This window comes from Neobacillus solisequens, from assembly GCF_051233465.1.
Classification (GTDB): domain Bacteria; phylum Bacillota; class Bacilli; order Bacillales; family Cytobacillaceae; genus Neobacillus.
The window spans coordinates 104735-124069 of sequence record NZ_JBKFGJ010000019.1; the positions used below are offsets into that span (position 1 = coordinate 104735).

18 protein-coding genes and 1 other annotated feature are annotated in these 19335 nt (G+C 40.7%); of the genes, 8 read left to right on the plus strand and 10 right to left on the minus strand.

Annotation, left to right across the window (positions count from 1 at the left end; all coding sequences use genetic code 11):
• The first annotated feature begins 97 nt into the window (after nucleotides 1-97).
• From cysK to ACI3K6_RS18185, 3 genes are all read left to right on the plus strand, one after another.
• On the plus strand, nucleotides 98-1030 hold the full coding sequence (gene cysK / locus ACI3K6_RS18175) for a cysteine synthase A (protein WP_435555940.1): 933 nt from the start codon (nucleotides 98-100) through the stop codon (nucleotides 1028-1030).
• A 607-nt stretch (nucleotides 1031-1637) separates the two neighbouring features.
• A complete protein-coding gene (locus ACI3K6_RS18180; RefSeq protein ID WP_335474438.1) occupies nucleotides 1638-1859 on the plus strand; it encodes a DeoR family transcriptional regulator in 222 nt (73 codons plus the stop codon).
• 497 nt (nucleotides 1860-2356) lie between these two features.
• Nucleotides 2357-3742, plus strand: coding sequence for an amino acid permease (locus ACI3K6_RS18185; protein ID WP_435555941.1), 1386 nt, complete (start codon nucleotides 2357-2359; stop codon nucleotides 3740-3742).
• A 23-nt stretch (nucleotides 3743-3765) separates the two neighbouring features.
• Here ACI3K6_RS18185 and ACI3K6_RS18190 read toward each other — a convergent pair whose 3' ends face one another.
• The 3 genes from ACI3K6_RS18190 to speD form a co-directional block, all read right to left on the minus strand.
• Complete coding sequence (locus ACI3K6_RS18190) at nucleotides 3766-4152, minus strand: ArsR/SmtB family transcription factor (protein WP_435555942.1); 387 nt, start codon at nucleotides 4150-4152, stop codon at nucleotides 3766-3768.
• Between the two features lie 4 nt (nucleotides 4153-4156).
• Entirely contained in the window at nucleotides 4157-4573 is a 417-nt protein-coding gene (locus tag ACI3K6_RS18195; protein WP_435555943.1) for an SRPBCC family protein, read from the minus strand.
• Nucleotides 4574-4872: 299 nt separating this feature from the next.
• A complete protein-coding gene (gene speD, locus ACI3K6_RS18200) occupies nucleotides 4873-5679 on the minus strand; it encodes an adenosylmethionine decarboxylase (RefSeq protein ID WP_435555944.1) in 807 nt (268 codons plus the stop codon).
• A 121-nt stretch (nucleotides 5680-5800) separates the two neighbouring features.
• Between speD and ACI3K6_RS18205 the strand changes: the two genes are divergently transcribed.
• A complete protein-coding gene (locus ACI3K6_RS18205; RefSeq protein ID WP_435555945.1) occupies nucleotides 5801-7075 on the plus strand; it encodes a TolB family protein in 1275 nt (424 codons plus the stop codon).
• Between the two features lie 30 nt (nucleotides 7076-7105).
• On the opposite strand, the gene ACI3K6_RS18210 is transcribed toward ACI3K6_RS18205, so the two are convergent.
• Both ACI3K6_RS18210 and ACI3K6_RS18215 read right to left on the minus strand, forming a co-directional pair.
• Nucleotides 7106-7825 (minus strand): pseudouridine synthase, encoded by a 720-nt coding sequence (locus ACI3K6_RS18210; protein ID WP_435555946.1) that lies wholly within the window; start codon nucleotides 7823-7825, stop codon nucleotides 7106-7108.
• Nucleotides 7815-9449, minus strand: coding sequence for a putative polysaccharide biosynthesis protein (locus ACI3K6_RS18215; protein WP_435555947.1), 1635 nt, complete (start codon nucleotides 9447-9449; stop codon nucleotides 7815-7817). Before ACI3K6_RS18215 ends, ACI3K6_RS18210 begins: the two co-directional genes overlap by 11 nt.
• A 210-nt stretch (nucleotides 9450-9659) precedes the next feature.
• Here ACI3K6_RS18215 and ACI3K6_RS18220 point away from each other — a divergent pair, with 210 nt between their 5' ends.
• The gene (locus tag ACI3K6_RS18220; protein WP_435555948.1) at nucleotides 9660-10934 is read left to right on the plus strand and encodes a BaiN/RdsA family NAD(P)/FAD-dependent oxidoreductase; all 1275 of its coding nucleotides are present in this window, start codon (nucleotides 9660-9662) and stop codon (nucleotides 10932-10934) included.
• Nucleotides 10935-10938: 4 nt separating this feature from the next.
• Here the strand turns inward: ACI3K6_RS18220 and ACI3K6_RS18225 are convergent, their stop codons facing one another.
• The gene (locus ACI3K6_RS18225; protein WP_335474415.1) at nucleotides 10939-11124 is read right to left on the minus strand and encodes a sporulation protein Cse60; all 186 of its coding nucleotides are present in this window, start codon (nucleotides 11122-11124) and stop codon (nucleotides 10939-10941) included.
• A gap of 150 nt (nucleotides 11125-11274) precedes the next feature.
• Here ACI3K6_RS18225 and ACI3K6_RS18230 point away from each other — a divergent pair, with 150 nt between their 5' ends.
• The 3 genes from ACI3K6_RS18230 to ACI3K6_RS18240 are packed head-to-tail and all read left to right on the plus strand — an operon-like array spanning nucleotide 11275 to nucleotide 13101.
• Nucleotides 11275-11697, plus strand: coding sequence for a hypothetical protein (locus ACI3K6_RS18230; protein ID WP_335474413.1), 423 nt, complete (start codon nucleotides 11275-11277; stop codon nucleotides 11695-11697).
• A complete protein-coding gene (locus tag ACI3K6_RS18235) occupies nucleotides 11697-12590 on the plus strand; it encodes an FAD:protein FMN transferase (protein ID WP_435555949.1) in 894 nt (297 codons plus the stop codon). The genes ACI3K6_RS18230 and ACI3K6_RS18235 overlap by 1 nt, the downstream gene beginning before the upstream one ends.
• Nucleotides 12577-13101: a ferric reductase-like transmembrane domain-containing protein gene (locus ACI3K6_RS18240; RefSeq protein ID WP_435555950.1), complete on the plus strand. Its 525-nt coding sequence runs from the start codon at nucleotides 12577-12579 to the stop codon at nucleotides 13099-13101. The genes ACI3K6_RS18235 and ACI3K6_RS18240 overlap by 14 nt, the downstream gene beginning before the upstream one ends.
• A gap of 31 nt (nucleotides 13102-13132) precedes the next feature.
• Here the strand turns inward: ACI3K6_RS18240 and ACI3K6_RS18245 are convergent, their stop codons facing one another.
• The 4 genes from ACI3K6_RS18245 to ACI3K6_RS18260 all read right to left on the minus strand — a co-directional run bounded on the left by ACI3K6_RS18245 (nucleotide 13133) and on the right by ACI3K6_RS18260 (nucleotide 19335).
• Nucleotides 13133-13438 (minus strand): rhodanese-like domain-containing protein, encoded by a 306-nt coding sequence (locus ACI3K6_RS18245; protein WP_435555951.1) that lies wholly within the window; start codon nucleotides 13436-13438, stop codon nucleotides 13133-13135.
• Nucleotides 13439-13495: 57 nt separating this feature from the next.
• On the minus strand, nucleotides 13496-15913 hold the full coding sequence (leuS, locus tag ACI3K6_RS18250; protein WP_435555952.1) for a leucine--tRNA ligase: 2418 nt from the start codon (nucleotides 15911-15913) through the stop codon (nucleotides 13496-13498).
• A gap of 232 nt (nucleotides 15914-16145) precedes the next feature.
• Nucleotides 16146-16370, minus strand: a binding site (T-box leader).
• 139 nt (nucleotides 16371-16509) lie between these two features.
• Entirely contained in the window at nucleotides 16510-17703 is a 1194-nt protein-coding gene (locus tag ACI3K6_RS18255) for an MDR family MFS transporter (RefSeq protein ID WP_435555953.1), read from the minus strand.
• Nucleotides 17704-17871: 168 nt separating this feature from the next.
• Nucleotides 17872-19335, minus strand: coding sequence for an ammonia-forming cytochrome c nitrite reductase subunit c552 (locus ACI3K6_RS18260; protein WP_435555954.1), 1464 nt, complete (start codon nucleotides 19333-19335; stop codon nucleotides 17872-17874).

Below are 19335 nucleotides of genomic sequence, written 5' to 3' on the forward strand. Positions count from 1 at the left end.
TGTACCTATTTGGAGCAAAAGATAACCGATATTTTTTACAACTATAGAAAAATTATTTATCATAGAAGATATAGTGATAAAGGAAAGGATGCCTTTTATGAAAGTCGTCAACAATATTGCTGATTTAATCGGAGATACACCACTAGTAAAATTACAATCGCTTTGTTCCAAGAATGGTGCTGCGGTTTATGTAAAGCTTGAACATTATAATCCCAGCAAAAGTGTGAAGGACCGGGCTGCCTATAATATGATTATGGAGGCGGAAAAAGCCGGTACATTAACCGCTGGAGCTACCATTATTGAACCGACAAGTGGAAATACTGGGATTGGCCTCGCAATGAATGCGGCGGCACGTGGCTATAAGTCTATTATTATTATGCCCGATACAATGACACAGGAACGTATAAATATATTGAAGGCTTACGGCGCGCAAGTTGTTCTCACTCCTGGAGATGAAAAAATGCCGGGAGCAATCAAAAAAGCACAGGAATTGGCCAAAGAAATTCCAAACAGTTTTATTCCGATGCAATTCGAAAATCCAGCAAATCCAGATGCCCATCGCACGACCACAGCCCGTGAAATAATAGAGGCGATGAACGAAATTGGTAAGCCTCTTTCAGCGTTTGTTGGAGCTGCCGGGACTGGTGGCACTATTACCGGTACAGGAGAAGCTTTAAAAGAACACTATCAAAACTTAACTGTTCATGTTGTTGAGCCTAAAGGATCACCGGTTTTATCGGGAGGTAAACCAGGGAAACATAAGTTAGTAGGAACAAGCCCAGGGTTTATACCGGCAACCTTAAACCAACAAGTATATGATGAAATTTTTCAAGTCTCTGACGAAGATGCGTATGATATATCGCGGAGGCTTGCGAAAGAAGAAGGGATTTTGGTTGGTCCTTCATCCGGGGCAGCCTGCTATGCGGCAATAGAGGTGGCAAAACGATTGTCACCCGATGACGTTGTCGTTTGCATTGCCAGCGACTCAGGGGAAAGGTATCTTTCAACCGATTTGTTTCAGCCTGAGTAGAAAAAGAAGTGGAGTGTCCCACTTCTTTTTTTTTAGGCTATGTTAAAGAATACTGTTGAATTTAAACCCTGTTGATAGGAGCGGAAGGCACGAAGACTCCTCGAAAATGCTAACGCATTTCCTTCGTGCGTGGGCGAATTCTAGGGAGATAATCAATGTCCTGTGGGAGTACGGTTCTGGAGAGACCCCGCAGGCGCAAGCGCCGAGGAGGCTCGCCGAAACGCCCACGAACCGTAAGTGCCTGGAGCGGAAATCAACATACTAGTTTAATAGATCCTTTTTTTAAAATATTTTTTGTCTAAAAATTCCAATAATTAATCATAATCCAGGTACCAACACCCATACCCTATAGTAAGTGGATAACACGGAGGTGACATTCCAAATCAAATTCGACAATTATTTTAAATTTATATTTATTGGTAGAAATTTTCTGAAATTATGGGTACAATAAGGTTAGATGTATGACATCTAGGTTTTCACTCCAACCCATGTAAAGGAGATGTCTGTGGGGAAAAGAAAACTACATATTCCTGAAGATGATTCTTCAATAGGCTGTCGGTATACAGGGTTTTGCCATAGGTTTGAAAAAAGGATAGGGAGTGGTTCTTTGAAGCCTTCAACTAACCGGATGTTAAACCGCATCAAATGTATCTACATGTTTATTCGCGATAACGGTACTGTCACTACGCAGGAACTTGTAGAGGAATTTGGTATCACTCCTCGCACGATACAACGTGATTTAAATGTTTTAGCCTATAATGATTTAGTTTTAAGCCCAAGCCGTGGAAAATGGACAACGACTCAAAAGAAGGTGAAGTTGTCGTCTTAACTTTGAAAATACAACTTATATATGAATTCTAATAGCACGCTAAATAAATGCGTGCTATTTATTTTGTTTTAGGCTGTGTTAAAGAACAGTGTTGATTTTTTACACTCTGTTGATTGGAGCGGAAGGTGCGAAGACTCCTCGAAAATGCTAACGCATTTCCTTCGTGCGTGGGCGAATTCTAGGGAGATAATCAATGTCCTGTGGGAGTACGGTTCTGGAGAGACCCCGCAGGCGCAAGCGCCGAAGAGGCTCGCCGAAACGCCCACGAACCGCTTGCACCTGGAGCGGAAATCAACAGACAAGTTTAACAGAGCCTTGTTTTAAAAAACTAGATACTATTTTTACAGAATATTATTACTATTATTTTTAAAATATTTACCATAGAGGAACTCATATTTTTCGCTTTCCAAATTGACAACCTTTATAAATATGCTATATTAATAGAACAAATACTTTATCGCTTAAAAGCGTTTAAGCGAAAAAGAAAGGGGCATATCATGAAAAAGAATCAGCAAAATTTACAAAAGGGTTTATTGCCCCGTCACGTTCAATTTATTGCCCTTGCAGGCATGATTGGAACTGGAATTTTCAAAGGAAGCTCTGACACATTACATATTGCCGGCCCTAGTGTCATTTTTACTTATTTAATTGGCGGTCTTATCCTGTTTATTGTTATGGCTGCTTTAGGTGAAATGGCTTTGGCACACCCCAATCACAATGTTCAGCATTTAATCCATAAAGCCTTTGGGGATCGTGTTTCCTTTATAGTGGGTTGGCTCTATTGGATCAACTGGATTCTTGTCACGGTTGTTGAGCTATTAGCCGCTGGAAGTTTTCTGCAATTTTGGCTGCCGGATACTCCATTATGGCTGCTTAGCTTCATTTGTGCCATTGTCATTGTAGGGATCAATTTATTCCAGGTCAAATACTATGGAGAACTGGAATTTTGGTTCGCAGGCATCAAAATCCTTGCTTTGATTGCTTTTATATTATTAGGATTTTCCCTATTATTTGGAATCATACCAAGCGGTTTGCATCATCCCATTTCAAACTATACCAATCACGGTGGGTTTTTCCCTAATGGAATCAGCGGTATGTTCAGTGCCTTTTTGGTGGTAATGTTTTCATACGGTGGTGCCGAACTAATCGGGGTCGCGGTTACGGAAACGAAAGAAAGTGAACGTGTCCTGCCTTCTATCATAAAAGGGGCGGTTTGGCGGGTCATCATTTTTTACATTCTGCCGATTTTAATTATTTGTGGAATCATGCCATGGGATAAGGTTACTGGCGCAGATAGCCCGTTTGTACAGGTCTTTGGCGCGACAGGTTTGCCAGGTGCCGCTCATATCATGAATTTTGTTCTATTAACTGCAGTACTCTCTGCGGCTAATTCAGGAATCTACGCAACTTCGAGGACATTATTTTCGATGGCCCAAAGCGGTATTGCTCCAAAATGGTTAGAGAAAACATCCAAGAATGGAACTCCTATTACCGGAATCATGATGACAAGCATCTGTATTGCTGCAGGAGTATATTTAGCTTACTTAACCCCAGGACAAGTGATCGGTTACCTTATGACGATTCCTGGATTCACAGTAATGTTACTCTGGATTGGCATATGTGCTGCACAATTAAAGCTCCGCCCGTTATATCAAGATCAACCTCATTTTAAGGTCAAATGGTTTCCTTTTACCACCATTTTTGCGGTTGTTTCATTAGGGGCTATTTTTATCGGATTCTTGCTTAATCCTAATAACGTGATTGGATCAATTGTTTCTATTTCAACGTTACTTATTCTTGTTGTGTTATCTTTTTTCTATGGCAAAAAGCGAATCCATACAACCAATCTTTCCCTTAACCAAAACAAGGAGTCAGCTATTTAATAGGCTGACTCCTTGTTTTCTATCTAATTTTTATGGTCAAGCTCTACTAATGCTATGCGTTTCTCGGTATTAGTTGGCTGGGAATCCTGTTCTGTTTCAACAAAGCGTCTTAACGCAGTTAGTTTGTTTTCCCAAAATAGCTCGAAAAACTGAAGCCAATCTTTTACCTCAAATAATGGAATTGGTTCAAGTATAAACCTAGTCTCCCGACCGACCTTCCTTTCATGTACCAGCCCGGCATCAGCTAGTACTTTTAAATGCTTGGATACGGCGGTTCGACTCATGGGGAAGTGTTTCGTAATGGCGGTTATTGGCAGTTCCTGATCACTTAACAGCTTTAGCATCCTTCTGCGGTTTGGATCAGAAATGGCCTGAAACACATCATGCTTTGCAGATGATGCAGCTGCCATTTATTTACACCTCAACATATCCCTGCAATTTTCTCACAAGGCCAGCCCATCCTTGGTTCATGTTGCTGCGAATAACGGTATGTGGTGCACCAAACTCGGTCACTTGGTTTGCATCCCAGCCGGAATGAATCACTGTAAATTCAGTTTTACCATCTAAGTCCTTTAATTCAAATGTAAGAGTCCAATCCTTGCCCCATTTAAAAGCCAAGCGGTTTGGCGGGTCTACCTCCGTAACTTTACAAGGGGACATACCGAACTGACCGGCATTTAAATGGAACTCATGTCCTTCCACTGGCTGCATATCATTTGGCATAAACCAGGCAGCTAGCCCCTCAGAGGTCGCTACTGCATCCCATACTTTTGTAATTGGTGCATTGTAAATTTCCGTGTACTTAATATCTTGTAAGGTTTCATTTGCCATGTTTGCTTTCCCCCTGAACGGTTATTATAGAACTATTTTGTTTCACTTTTAAAATATATAACACCTTTTGGTTTCACGTCAATTGTTATTTATTGAGTTTTATGTTCTTAAAGGATCCTATCGATTTTCGATTGACGACCCTCGACATGATTATGTAAGATTTCAGCAAAAAATAAAGGCACTCTACATAATGTAAAGTCACCTAAATGATTCCCTTATTATTGAGGGTTATACAGAATCGCTTGGGCAATCCCCCACTAAATGTATGGGGGAGACATATACTGCTTATTAAATCCCTGTTAGACGATATTTTTTCCATAAAAAATTTCGTCCATTTCTAATTTAATTCTTTCGGTAATTTCAATATGCTCCTCAGGTGAAAGTTTGTCTTTCGTATAGCCAAATAAATAGTTATTCAAATCAAATTCCCTTAACTTGCATTTTGTATGAAAAATATGCTCCTGATATACATTGACATCGATCATGTCAAATAACTCGCTAACATCTTCTGGGATATAGTTTTGAATGGAACTAATCTCGTGATCAATAAATAATTTATAGCCATCCTTATCCCGAGTAAACCCGCGGACACGATAATCAATGATCATGACGTCCGTTTCGAACGCACGGATTAAATAATGAAGCGCCTTAAGCGGAGAAATTTCACCACAAGTCGAAACATCGATATCCGCCCTAAACGTACTGATTCCCTCATCTGGATGGTATTCAGGATATGTATGAACCGTAATATGGCTTTTATCTAACTGCATGACAACGGATTCCGGCAACGGTCCCGGAGATTCCTCGAAAACCTCAGAGGTTCCATGTTGAACCGGTGCCTCTGATACTAGAAGCGTGACACTTGCCCCCGCCGGCTCGAAATCTTGGCTGGCAATATTTAACACATGCGCTCCGATAATATCTGATACATTCTTCAAGATTTTTGTTAACCTTTCAGCACTATATTGATCGTCAATATACTGTAAATAAGCCTCCCTTTCTTCTTTCGTTCTTGTATAACATATATCGTACATATTGAAACTTAATGATTTTGTCAGGTTGTTAAAGCCGTGCAACTCAATCGCTTTCTCGTGTGTTAATTTCATAAACATATCCCCTTATAAAACTTTTTTATTAAGTTACCCAGATATAGTTGCTTCAATAATTACCATTTATTTACAACGTTATTTCATCCCCATTGATAAACATTAAGGATGAGGTGACATTATGAAAAAACAGGTAAGTCTATTACTGATTTTTTTAATTATATTGCCGGTTTTCGCTCAGGCAAAACCAATCGAAGAAACCATCAGGGTTGCATTTATCAGGGATGGGTATCTTTGGTTAAAAATGAATGGAGAGGAGAAAAAAATAACCCATGTTGGCTCAAAATATACCTATCAACCACAGTGGTCTCATGACGGCAAATGGGTTGCCTACCAGGTTGAATCTAAAAAGGAAGTTTCAGGGGAGAGCGAAAATCCAACGGAACTCTGGGTATACAATGTGGAAACGAAAAAACATAAACGAATTGCTATTGAGGGATATAATCCCCAATGGTCTCCTGTTGAAAACCTTCTTGCGTTTAAAATCGGCGGGGTATTAAATATTTCCAATCTCGACCGATTTTACAATATTGCACTTGGTGTAGGAGATTTCGGGTGGTACCCAGATGGACGTTCTTTTATTGCGGCTTCAGGAGCATCCTTAAGGCCGGATGGCTGGACAAATCCAGTTCTTTTTAAAATAGGGTTAGAAAGGAATTTGGACGCATCCACCAGTTTAACCAAAAATGTGACCAAACTTTTTACAATCCCCAGTGAGTTAAAAAAGGGCAATGTTAGTTTGTTGGCGATTGATGCTACAAGGTTCCTGTTCTCTCCTGACGGAAAATGGATCTCCTTTATTGTCAGTCCAACAGCATCTTGGTCGATGGATAGTGATTTTGTCTGTATCATTTCGTCTGACGGTCAACATTTCGAGGTGATTGATGAAACAAACGGTGAAGGAGTAGCTAAATGGGCACCTCATCTAAATCGCCTAGGATATATTGCAGGCGGCGGAAGGATTGTGTTTGGTTTTAAAAATAAGAACATGAAGGTGACGGAACTCCCTGCCTTTACTTCTATAAATTTGACTCCGAAATATTTTGCAGAGTTGGGATTCACTTGGAAGGCTGACCATTCACTAATAGTTTCTAGGGTAAAGGAAACGGAATGGTCGAACGACCCTAAAAAGCGACCTGATCCTTCACTATTTTTGATTAAGATAGGAAATCAACAGCAAGCAAAAATAACTAATCCACCCAGGGACTTTGGTGATTACAATCCAAGCTATCTATCCTCGATTAACAAAATTACTTGGCTGAGAATTAAAGATGTGGCCGAAATAAAGAGAGATTTGTGGATTGCTGATACCGACGGAAAAAATGCAAAATTGTGGATTAAAAATATTCGAGAGTATAACTTTTTTGAAGATAGTAGCAATAAAAAAAGTCCTTGAGCTGAAAACTCTAGGACTTTTCCTTTTTAATTATTTTTCCTTGTTCTCCAACAATAACTCCATTTCTTCATCTGTTAACTCCCGATACTCCCCAAGTTCAAGTGTTTCGTCCAATTGAAGCGGGCCCATGGAAATCCGTTGCAAATAAACAACGCGCTTTCCGACAGCCTGAAACATCCGCTTTACTTGGTGAAATTTTCCCTCCGTGATGGTGAGTTCGATGTCGGAGCGAATCCCTGATTTAAGGATTTTTAATTCACCTGGCTTTGTTTCGTACCCATCATCAAGTACTACTCCCCTTGCAAAGGCAGTCACATCGTCCTCGGTGACTTCCCCGTCGATGACTGCAAAGTAGGTTTTGGGAACATGTTTTTTTGGCGAGAGTAAGCGATGAGCCAATTGACCGTCATTGGTAATCAACAGCAGGCCTTCTGTATCCTTGTCCAGTCTACCGACAGGGAACGGCTCATACACTTGATCTTCTAGTTCTAACAAATCAATGACCGTTTCACCAGCATAATCTTCCGTTGCAGAAAGCACACCTGGAGGCTTGTTCATCATTAGGTATATGAACTCTTTATATTCAATTACTTCACCGTTTAAGGTGACAGTTTGTGTATTGGGATCAACGTGCTGTTTGGCATCTTTTACCATTTTATCATCTACCTTAACAGCACCGCTTTTTAAAAGCTGCTTGACTTCTTTCCTGCTGCCGTACCCCAAATTGGCCAGCAATTTATCAATTCTCAACAGACTTCTTCCTTCCCGGAATTTTTAATTTTACCATGATCCGGTCGACTTTATCGCCAAATAAACGGCGGATCAGACTTGATTTTAAGCCAAAATAGAAATAAATTCCTGCCCCTGCCATAGCACTGACTAAAATAATGACCACTGCTTGCATTTTGGAAGCTGGAGATAAAAATAATAATAAACCTTTATACGTAAGCTCCGTTCCAATCCACATTAATCCTGCAAAAATAGCAATAAGTAGACTTCTTCGCCAGACAAACCGAAATTGATACCGGGAGTAGATTTTAATGACGATGATGTTGATAATAATAGCCGCCGAATAACCTAGTGTCGTAGCTAGGACAGCTCCTCTGGTTTCCATCAATTTGATCAAAGGAATATTTAAAGCTAATTTTATTAATAACCCAATCAGCAAACTTAATACTGTAAATCGCTGCTCATTAATCCCTTGAAGAATTGCCGCCGTAACAGAATACAAGGAAAAAAGAATGGCTACAGGAGCATATGCCCGTAAAACCTCCGTACCGATTGCATCGTGCTGATAAAATACAGTATAAACCGGCTCAGCAAGTAAAGACAGACCAATCGAAGCAGGTAAGGTAAGAAATAATAAAACCTGGAACGTCTGATTCAACTGATTAGTTAAGTTATCTCTATGGCCCTCCACAAACGATTTTGTGATACTCGGAACTAATGTTAATGAAAAGGCAGTTGCCAAGGATACTGGGATAATCACAATTTTGTGCGATTCAAAATTTAAAATAGAAAAAAACGACTCCGCTACTTTGGATTTGATCCCGATTTCTGCCATAGCTCTACTGAAGGTAAATTGGTCAATTGCCTGGAACAATGGGTTAGCAATCCCTACTAAAACAAACGGAAATGCATAAATAAAAATTTCTTTATATATTTCTTTCAACGACACATCCATCGTGCCTTTATCATGTTGCAACAGTTCGTCTAAATGCGGTTTCCGCTTATACCAGTACCAGAACAGTACGAGGAGTCCGCCAATGGCACCGATAAATGCAGCAAATGTTGCAACGCTGACTGCTGTTACCATTTTCCTATGAAACATATGCAGAACCACATAGGCCCCTAATAGAACAAATACGATCCTTACAATTTGTTCCACTACTTGTGACAAAGCGGACGGGCCCATTGATTGGTGTCCTTGAAAATATCCCCTAATCAAACTCATAAAAGGGACAACAATTAAGGCAAAGCTGACAGCTCGCATAACAGTCGTAACATCACTTAGATTGGCCTTTTCACCGTCAATACTCATTTCTGCTAAAGTCGGTGCAGCCAGATACATGATTAGAAAGGCAACAAAACCGGTTGCCAGCATAATCGCCAATCCGGATTTAAACAGCTTCCGTCCGACCGCATATTCCTCCAGTGCATTATATTTGGAGATAAATTTTGAGACCGCAAGCGGAACACCGGCTGTCGCAATACTGATAAAAATGGTATAAGGAACATAAGAAAATTGATATAAAACGGTCCCTTCCCGACCAACTATTTGAAAGAATGGAATAACGTAAATTAATCCGAGCACTTTGGAAAGAATCGTTCCAAAGGTTAAAATAAACGTCCCACGTAATAGCTTAGATTGCATAGAATCCCTTCCTACTCATCTGTGCACAAAAACATAAATGTGCACGTAATAAAAAATTCGACCTTTTTTGCACACTATTAGTAGTTTACAACTCTTTGTTCCCTGATGCCACTAACAACTTGATGATTTTTATTAAAATCTCGTGGCAATCGTTTTAATTCTGTGAGTTTTGTTTATAATGAAGTGAATCTACTTAAAGTTGGTGTAATTATGGAATTTGATGTAATTGTTATTGGCGGCGGTCCATCAGGATTAATGGCTGCTATTGCCGCTGGTGAAAAAGGCGCAACTGTCTTATTAATCGATAAAGGGGACAAGCTTGGCAGAAAGCTGGCCATTTCCGGGGGTGGCCGTTGTAACGTGACGAACCGGCTCCCTATCGAAGATATTATCAAGCATATCCCAGGCAATGGAAAATTTTTATACAGTGCATTTTCAATTTTTAATAATGAAGACATCATTCGCTTTTTTGAAAAGTTAGGTATTGCTCTTAAGGAAGAGGACCATGGCCGAATGTTCCCCGTATCCGATCAAGCACAGTCTGTTGTAGATGCGCTGTTAATTCAATTGGAAAAACTTCAGGTTAAAGTGTTTAAAAATTGTGCAGTCGGCGATATCCAATATGACGACGGACACGTTTCCTCTGTTACATTACGTGATGGGCAAACCATAAAGGCAAAATCCATTGTGATTGCCGTTGGAGGAAAATCAGTCCCACACACCGGTTCGACTGGTGATGGCTATGCATGGGCTGAAAAAGCAGGACATACGGTTACCGAGCTGTTTCCAACGGAGGTGCCGGTTACTTCAAACGAACCATTTATAAAAAACAAAACTTTACAAGGTTTATCGTTGCGCGACATTGAATTAAGTGTCCTAAACCCAAAGGGAAAACCCATCATTTCTCATCGAATGGATATGATTTTCACTCATTTCGGTCTCAGCGGTCCGGCCGTTCTTCGGTGCAGCCAGTTTGTTGTAAAGGCAAAGAAAAAATGGAATCTCCCAGAAGTAATGATGAGCCTAGATGTTGTCCCAGACAAAACGGAGGTACTGGTTTTTCAAGAAATTGTGAAACTCGTAAAGGCAGAGCCTAAGAAAAGTCTGAAAAACACGTTAAAAGGTCTTTTACCGGAACGATATCTGCTATTTCTACTGGAACATGTCGGTATTGATGTCTCCGAACAAGGCGGAACCATTTCCAATGAAAAAATCCGCCAGCTCGCTAAAGCCTGTAAGCATTTCACCATAAAAGTAAATGGTACTCTGCCACTGGAAAAGGCATTTGTTACCGGAGGCGGAGTCTCCGTAAAAGAAGTCGACCCGAAAACAATGGGTTCAAAACTTACGAACGGTTTATATTTTTGCGGAGAAATTCTTGATATCCACGGTTATACAGGAGGCTATAATATTACTTCTGCACTGGTTACTGGCAGATTGGCAGGTACAAATGCAGCCTTGTCTGCGAAAAAGAAGCGGGTCTGACTCATCAGGCCCGATAAATAATCATCGCTGAAAAGCAATAAATTTGCTCCTCTTCATCCTCTTCAGGAAACGCTGCTACATTGTATTTAATGTCCAACAAACTCTTTTCTTCCAACCCTTTTAAAAATCGATTCATTTCTTTCTCTAAATCTTTCTCATGCTCCCTGTCAAATAATTTTACTTGAATCATGGTTTAACTCCCTCTCTCTTTTTTAGTAGTATAGGCAAATTTTCTAAATATTAAAAATTAACTTCTGAATAAAGTTAAGACTTTTTTAAGTTTAAGGGAGTAATTTATATCCCATAAAGACAAAGCCATTTAAGAAGGGAGAAATCATAATTGGATAAAAAGAAGAAAATATCATGGGGTGTAAGTTTTGGAAGTCTAGCATTAGTTGCAGGAATGGTTTCCTATCTTGGCCTGACAAACGGATATAGCTCCAATAGCCAAACAACTTTAAATCAAGGGCAAGGCCAAGCAAGTACTAATTCTAATCAACCGCAGGGTAACTCCAACCTGCAGCAAGGTCAGGGACCTACCCAAGGTATTAGTGGAAAGCAATCCTCCCAATACAATCAACAAAGTCCTACTAATAATAACGGTTCATTTTTTGGTAATGACCAACAAGACTCCTCAGCATATAACAGTGATCAGCTAGACGGGTCTTATTATAGTAATGATCAACAAAGCGGGCAATTCTCGAGCGGCGGACCATCTTTTGGACACCATGGTGGATTTGACACCACTACGGGAGGCACTTGATGTTTACCTATCAATTTAACTCAATGAGTACACTTGTAAAAATATGTATCAATCGAGAAATGTTTGCAAATGATTTAATGCCAATCTATAAACTTTTTGAATTTATTGAAGATACGTGCAGCCGCTTTAAGCAAAATAGTGAACTTTCCAATTTGAATCGTCACTTGGATCAAGAGTTTCTTGTTTCAAATGAATTGTTTGCCCTATTAGCTAGAGCAGAAGAATTTTTCCAAGAAACAGATGGACTCTTTCATCCTGGTATTCTTGAAAACCTCGAAATAAATGGTTACGCAGATTCCATAGAAGTGATCCGGGGTCAGGATTTGGACATGCCATCTCTAGGCGTTGCAGCAGCTGTTCAAGTTCGGCCTTATACAATAAATGAAACGAAACAAACCGTTACACTTCATACAAAAATTGATCTTGGTGGTATTGCCAAGGGCTGGGTCATCGATCGCGCCACTGAGCTGTTGGACAAAATAGGCTTTGGTTTTATGAATGTCGGAGGGGATATTCGTATTTTTGGCACTCTGCCCCGTTCGTTGAATATCGGAATTGAAAATCCCTTTGAAGGATCATCCTTGTTGTCCTCCATTCAGATAAAAACTGGTGCCCTAGCCACTTCTACCTCTGCAAAAAGAAAATGGTCTGTAAATGGAAAACAGAAACATCATTTAATTGACCCAAGAACTGGTTTGCCTTCGGACAGTACAATTGTTTCAGCCACTGTCACTGCGCCAACAGCAGTTGAGGCTGATGTTTTAGCTAAGACGGTTCTGCTTTTAGGAAAACATGAAGGAAAGGTTTTAATTCAAAAAAAAGGGGTAAAAGCAGTGTTAATCTTGGATAACGGAGAGATTTGGAAAGGAGCAGTTGAGGATGGAAATGTTTGAGTGGTATGTGATTAGAGCGACCGGAATCGTGGCTTTTCTCTTACTTTATGTATCTGTGATTACCGGGCTATATTCACAGATTCAAAAACAGCGAAAACAAAATATGTCAGGAACTTTATTTTTACATGAGGCCTTATCAGACTGGGCGCTTTATCTAACCTTTGGACATGTGGTGGTCACGTTAATGGACAAATATATGACCTTTAATCTGATCGAGGTTTTAGTGCCATTTGCCACTGACTATAAACCAATCCCGATGTCCCTTGGTATTATAGCGATGTACTTTTTAATCATGACGATCCTTACCTCTAAAGCCCGAAAAAAAATCGGCTTGCAAAAATGGCGCAAGCTGCATGCCCTTAACCCAATTATATATATATTTGTCATGTTACACTGGATCTTTATGGGGACTGATGTTCAGGGAACCATTTTAGCTGCCATAAATATAGTTCCGTTTATCCTAATCATATCCATGATGCGGGATAAACAAAGGCTCCCACAGGCTTCATAAAAAAACCGATTCTACAGAATCGGTTTTTTCACTATTCAACTTTTCCATTCCAAGCCAGTATTCCACCAATCATATTGCGGACTTTAAATCCCTGCTCCTGCAAGTAATAGCAGACATTTTCACTTCGACGGCTGGAGCGGCAAATGAAGATATATTCCTTATCTTTATTAAAATAATCTAAGTGAGCTGGGATATCTCCCATACGAATGTGTTTTGCCCCTGGTATCATACCCTCAACCACTTCTTCGTCTTCCCGTACATCAATAAGCTCAAGTTTTTCCCCCGCCTCAAGCTTTTGTTCTAATTCATCAGGTGTAATGATTTTAATTTCTTCCATTCTTTGTCCATCCCCTTTTTAGAAGAGCATCCTCCAAAAAGGAGGATGCAACATCCGTTAGTTCGCAACTATATTGACTAATTTCCCTGGAACGGTAATGACTTTACGGACTGTTTTTCCTTCAATTTGCTCTTTAACACGGTCATCACCCATGGCAATTCCTTCAAGAGCGTCCTTTGTTGCATCTGTTGGTACCATTAACTTTGCTTTCACTTTTCCGTTAACCTGAACAACAATTTCCACTTCATCATCCACGAGCTTTGCTTCGTCATAAGCTGGCCAAGCTTGATAAGAAATAGTTTCTGAGTGACCTAGCTTCTCCCAAAGCTCTTCAGTAACATGAGGGCAAACAGGAGACAATAATTTCACAAAGCCTTCCATGTATTGTTTTGGTAGCACAGTTGCTTTATAAGCCTCATTAATGAATACCATCATTTGTGATATCGCCGTATTGAAGCGTAAGCCTTCATAGTCCTCGGTTACTTTTTTAACCGTTAGATGATAGACTTTTTCTAGGCTAGAAGATTCTTCATTCTCTTGAATTTTTGGATTCAATTCTCCGTTTTCTTCGACCAATAGACGCCAGATTCTGTCAAGGAAACGTCTTGAACCGTCTAAGCCGTTCGTTGACCATGCGATAGAAGCATCAAGCGGGCCCATGAACATTTCGTAAAGTCGTAATGTATCGGCTCCATGGCTGTTAACAATATCATCAGGATTCACAACGTTACCTTTGGACTTACTCATCTTTTCGTTGTTTTCACCTAGAATCATTCCCTGGTTAAACAGCTTTTGGAATGGTTCTTTTGTTGATACCACGCCAAGATCATATAAGAATTTATGCCAGAAGCGAGCATATAATAGGTGAAGGACCGCATGTTCGGCACCACCAATGTAAAGATCAACCGGAAGCCATTGTTTTAATTTTTCTTCAGAAGCTAATGCCTGATCATTGGTTGGATCGATATAGCGCAAGTAATACCAGCAGCTGCCAGCCCATTGCGGCATGGTATTCGTTTCACGGCGGCCTTTTTTACCTGTTACAGGATCAACCACATTTACCCAATCAGCGATATTAGCAAGTGGTGATTCCCCAGTGCCTGACGGTTTGATTTCGGTTGTCGTTGGCAATACCAATGGAAGCTGATCTTCCGGAACAGCAGTCGTAGTGCCATCTTCCCAATGAATAATTGGAATTGGCTCACCCCAGTACCGTTGGCGGCTAAACAGCCAATCACGAAGACGATAAGTTACTTTCTTCGTACCGATCCCTTTTTCTTCAAGCCAGGAAATCATTTTTTGAATCGCGTCCGTTTTATTTAAACCGTTTAAGAAGTCGGAGTTAACGTGCTCCCCATCACCGCTATAGGCTTCTTTTTCAACATCTCCACCGGCAACAACTTCTTTAATTGGCAGGTTAAATGTTTTGGCAAATTCATAGTCGCGCTCATCATGTGCCGGTACGGCCATAATTGCGCCGCTTCCATAGCTGACTAATACGTAATCGGCAATCCAAATCGGCATTTTCTCTCCATTTGCCGGGTTGATAGCATATGCCCCGGTAAATACACCTGTTTTTTCCTTGGCAAGGTCTGTACGCTCAAGGTCACTCTTTCTTTTAACCTCTTCTAAATAAGCATCAACAGCAGCCTTTTGTTCTGCGGTTGTTATTTTGTCCACTAATGCATGTTCAGGTGCCAAAACCGCATAGGTTGCCCCAAATAAGGTGTCAGGACGAGTAGTAAATACTGCAAAGCTTTCCTCATATCCCTCAATATTGAAGGTTACTTCAGCTCCTTCAGAACGGCCAATCCAATTGCGTTGCATTTCTTTTAAGCTTTCCGGCCAGTCAAGCTCTTCAAGATCTTCAAGTAACCGATCAGCGTAAGCAGTAATCTTTAACATCCACTGCTTCATCGGACGGCGTTCAACTGGATGTCCGCCCCGTTCACTTTTTCCGTCAATAACTTCCTCGTTTGCTAGTACTGTTCCAAGTGCAGGACACCAGTTAACCGCTACTTCATCGATATAGGCAAGGTCTTTTTCCCATAATTTAAGGAAAATCCACTGAGTCCATTTATAATAGCCAGGATCAGTTGTGTTGACTTCGCGGTCCCAATCGTAGGAAAATCCTAATGCTTTGATTTGTCTGCGGAAGGTATCAATATTTTTTGCCGTAAATTCTGCTGGATCATTTCCTGTATCTAATGCATACTGTTCAGCTGGCAATCCAAATGCATCCCAACCCATTGGATGAAGAACATTATAGCCTTGCATCCGTTTTAACCTAGATAAAATGTCTGTTGCGGTATAGCCTTCCGGGTGTCCCACGTGTAGACCTGCACCTGAAGGGTATGGAAACATGTCTAATGCATAAAACTTTCTTTTTCCAGGCTCTTCACTTGTTTTAAACGTCTTTTCTGTTTCCCACTTGTGCTGCCATTTCTTTTCGATTTGTTGATGGTCGAAACTCATAATCCTTTCCTCCTTAAAAATAAGGCTCTGTTAACTTGGTTGTTAATTTGCGCTCCAGGCACTTCGCTTTCCGTGGGCGGTCCGGTGAGCCTCCTCAGCGCTTTAGCGCCTGCGGGGTCTCACCTGCTCCGTACTCCCACTGGAGTCTACGTGCCTTCCGCTCCAATCAACAAGGGGTTCAAGAACAGCATTGCTCCTTAACACAGCCCAAATAAAAAAACCCTCATCCCAAAAAAGGGACGAGAGGATCTGTATGTATGTATCTTCCCGCGGTACCACCCACATTAGTGTTGTAAACACTCGCTTCATAACCCTTAACGCGGGGTACGGCAAACATTACTAAATTCATGTTTGCGACTCCTAGGCGAGTTCATGATCTTCCCGGTTGACTTGCACCAGCCGCCAACTCTCTAAATGTCAGGAATTAACCACTACTACTCCTACTCACAGTCTTTCCATATAAAAGTATAAGATAATTTTTATTGTATTAAATTTTCTAATTGGATGCAAGTAAACATATGCCTATTTACATACTTGACAACTTTTTGAGTCTATAAACTCGGATACTAAAAAAGTGCAGGAGCGTATCCTGCACTTTAGTCTGTATGGGAGCAAGACGGTAATACCTGTTCCTTTTTCAGAATTCGGTCATAGGTTAACGTGGTAATAATGGCAATAAGGAATAAACCGATCAGTACGGTAAACAGTACTGACATACTATAAAGATCCACCATCATCCCGCCAAGGACCGGCCCAATCATCCTACCTCCTGTACCGGTGCTGTTGACAATCCCCTGATAGAATCCTTCCCTGCCTTTTGGTGCCAAGCTAAAAGCTACCGTAGGAACGGCAGGCCAGACAAACATTTCCCCGATTGTTAAAATAATCATCGCGACAAGGAATCCTGAAAATGCAGTTGCCCTTCCTGCGATAATAAAAGAAACAATAAAAATGACAATCCCAATCAGCATTTGTCCCTTTAACGAGGTCCTGATATTATAAAGGATACCATTTAATACTGGCTGCCCTATAACAATAAGCGCTCCGTTAATGGTCCAAAGCAAACTATAATGTGACAGAGAAATATGAATCTCTTGGGTATAAGAAGCAATGGTGGTCGTCCATTGATTATAGGCAACCCAGCATAACAGGTAACCTAGGCATAATATTAATAACGGCTGAAGTTGGCCGTTATTTTTAAGAGGTTGACCTGAACCTTGATTATGATCATGCATGATGGACTCAACCGTTATTCCTCTGTAGCCAAAAACAGCAATCAACATGAATACAATAAACATCAGGGTATTTGCCAAGAAAATGTATTCAAATGAATAATCAGCCACAATTCCGCCAAGTGCTGCTCCTACTGCAACACCAACATTTTGTGCGACATAAAGCGCATTAAAGGTTTTTCGGCCGCCTTCTTTCCAAACTGAGCCTGCCATCGCATACATCGATGGAAATATAATCCCAGTTCCAAAACCAATAATCGTTAAGAAGATCACATACACAGGCCACCCATGCCAAAAGGTTAGACCCAATAGTGCAATTAATGAGATGCCGATTCCGAGTATAATGGATTTATAGCCGCCGATTTTATCGAATAAATGTCCACCATATAAGTTACCAATCACATTGGCACCAGAGTTTATCATTAGAACAATCCCTGAAACAGATAAAGATTTTCCTAAATGGTTATGAAGATAGATTGTATTTAAAGGCCATAAAAAAGAAGAGCCAATAGTATTCACCGCCATCCCAAGAACTAAAAGCCATATGGCACGAGGCATGAAAAACGCTCCTTTATTCTGTAAAAATATTTCGTTACCCTAGGTAATTTTAGACGGTTTTCATACGGAGTGCAATCATTTTAGTTCGTCATTTTTAGCTCCCCAAAAAAGTATAAGGTAAAGAAAACACCGTCTCTGCTTAGAGAAACGGTGTCCCAAGGTATGGATTTATTTCTTAGTCGTGGTCGGAATGGTCGGTACAACTGGTGCTTGGCCAGGGAAGTAGCTGTTTACGGCATGATCTTTCTTCTTCTCATTTACCTTCTCATCCGCTACGGCTGTCTTCACTTTTTCAATTTCAGCATTCAATTCCTCAAGGTTAACACCTTTCTTGACCAATTCTTCTGTTGCAAGTTGGATGGCTTTGTTTGATTCGTCAAGAGATATCCTCAATGAATCCATTGAACCTTGTGGGTTATGGAATCCGGCTGAATTTTCCGCTGCAATAATATCCCAGAACCATTGACCCTTACGGACATGCTCCTGAGCCTCTTTAATCTTCGCTTGGCTGACACCTGATGTAATCATTTTATTGACATAGTAATGAGCACTAGTTGAAGTATCTTGAGCTTCATGCAAGGCTTTTACGTTGGCATCTTGAATCTCAATTACGCGATCTTTGAGCTTATCTAAGTCACGATCTCCATGGCACTGGCCACAAGATGTTTGCATCGTTTTAAGTGGTGATGTCCACCAGTGGGAGGAAATCTTTCTCTTACCATCTACGCGCTCATAAGGCATATGACAGTCGGCACAAGCTACATTTGCTTTTCCATGTGTACCGGAAGAGGCAGTTTCAAACTCAGGGTGCTGTGCTTTTAAAATTGGCGTTCCGGAAATATTGCTGATATAGTCCTTTTCAAAGCCGTTTTCCTTGGCAATGGTACTGTAGTATTCATACATTTCATCTGGCTTGAAGCCTTTTGTCCATGGGAAGGTTACTTCACTATTTTTCGCAGAGAAATAATACTCGACATGGCACTGGCCGCAAACATAGCTGCGCATATCGTTTTTCGTCGGTTTGGAAACATCTACGCCCTTAGCTTTTAAAGCTTTATAGAAGCTTGGTCGGGTAACCCGTAAATCCATGGTTTTCGGATCATGACAGTCAGAACAGCCAATTGGCGAGTGGCCCATCGCCTCTCCCTTGGGCCAAATATCTTTATTAAAATTGGCGCCCCAATAGCTGTCTCCCATCTCCTTAATCATTTGTGGAACTGCTGTAGATTTACATGTATAACAGGAACCTACAGACTTATCGGTTATCCGCTTCACACTGCGGATATCCTCTAAAGCATAAACGTGGCCGCGGTCTTCATTGTACTCAGTTGCAAAACCATAACCATTGAACAAAATCGGCAACAGCGGCTCTTTATCCGGATCATATTTACTTCGTTTGACGGAACCGCCGTATTTGGTATCCTCCATTTTTTTATTTTTCATATAGCTATTGTATTGCAATGGAAATAAGTTTTTAAATGCCTCATTGCTTATCTCATTTTCTGAGAGCCCTGTCGTCTTCTTGCCTGCCGCATTGGCTGTCTTTTCACTTGCTGTATCTTTACTGCAGCCAGTAATGACTAAAACAAAAGCCAGCAGGAGAAGAATTGCCCCGTTACGGAACTTTCTCAT

What these genes read in the sequence shown, in the direction of transcription:
- cysK (WP_435555940.1), top strand. Translation starts at nt 98, where the DNA reads ATGAAAGTCGTCAACAATATTGCTGATTTAATCGGAGATACACCACTA.
- ACI3K6_RS18185 (WP_435555941.1), top strand. Translation starts at nt 2,357, where the DNA reads ATGAAAAAGAATCAGCAAAATTTACAAAAGGGTTTATTGCCCCGTCAC.
- ACI3K6_RS18190 (WP_435555942.1), bottom strand. Translation starts at nt 4,152, where the DNA reads ATGGCAGCTGCATCATCTGCAAAGCATGATGTGTTTCAGGCCATTTCT.
- ACI3K6_RS18195 (WP_435555943.1), bottom strand. Translation starts at nt 4,573, where the DNA reads ATGGCAAATGAAACCTTACAAGATATTAAGTACACGGAAATTTACAAT.
- speD (WP_435555944.1), bottom strand. Translation starts at nt 5,679, where the DNA reads ATGAAATTAACACACGAGAAAGCGATTGAGTTGCACGGCTTTAACAAC.
- ACI3K6_RS18205 (WP_435555945.1), top strand. Translation starts at nt 5,801, where the DNA reads ATGAAAAAACAGGTAAGTCTATTACTGATTTTTTTAATTATATTGCCG.
- ACI3K6_RS18215 (WP_435555947.1), bottom strand. Translation starts at nt 9,449, where the DNA reads ATGCAATCTAAGCTATTACGTGGGACGTTTATTTTAACCTTTGGAACG.
- ACI3K6_RS18220 (WP_435555948.1), top strand. Translation starts at nt 9,660, where the DNA reads ATGGAATTTGATGTAATTGTTATTGGCGGCGGTCCATCAGGATTAATG.
- ACI3K6_RS18225 (WP_335474415.1), bottom strand. Translation starts at nt 11,124, where the DNA reads ATGATTCAAGTAAAATTATTTGACAGGGAGCATGAGAAAGATTTAGAG.
- ACI3K6_RS18235 (WP_435555949.1), top strand. Translation starts at nt 11,697, where the DNA reads ATGTTTACCTATCAATTTAACTCAATGAGTACACTTGTAAAAATATGT.
- ACI3K6_RS18240 (WP_435555950.1), top strand. Translation starts at nt 12,577, where the DNA reads ATGGAAATGTTTGAGTGGTATGTGATTAGAGCGACCGGAATCGTGGCT.
- ACI3K6_RS18245 (WP_435555951.1), bottom strand. Translation starts at nt 13,438, where the DNA reads ATGGAAGAAATTAAAATCATTACACCTGATGAATTAGAACAAAAGCTT.
- leuS (WP_435555952.1), bottom strand. Translation starts at nt 15,913, where the DNA reads ATGAGTTTCGACCATCAACAAATCGAAAAGAAATGGCAGCACAAGTGG.
- ACI3K6_RS18255 (WP_435555953.1), bottom strand. Translation starts at nt 17,703, where the DNA reads ATGCCTCGTGCCATATGGCTTTTAGTTCTTGGGATGGCGGTGAATACT.
- ACI3K6_RS18260 (WP_435555954.1), bottom strand. Translation starts at nt 19,335, where the DNA reads ATGAGAAAGTTCCGTAACGGGGCAATTCTTCTCCTGCTGGCTTTTGTT.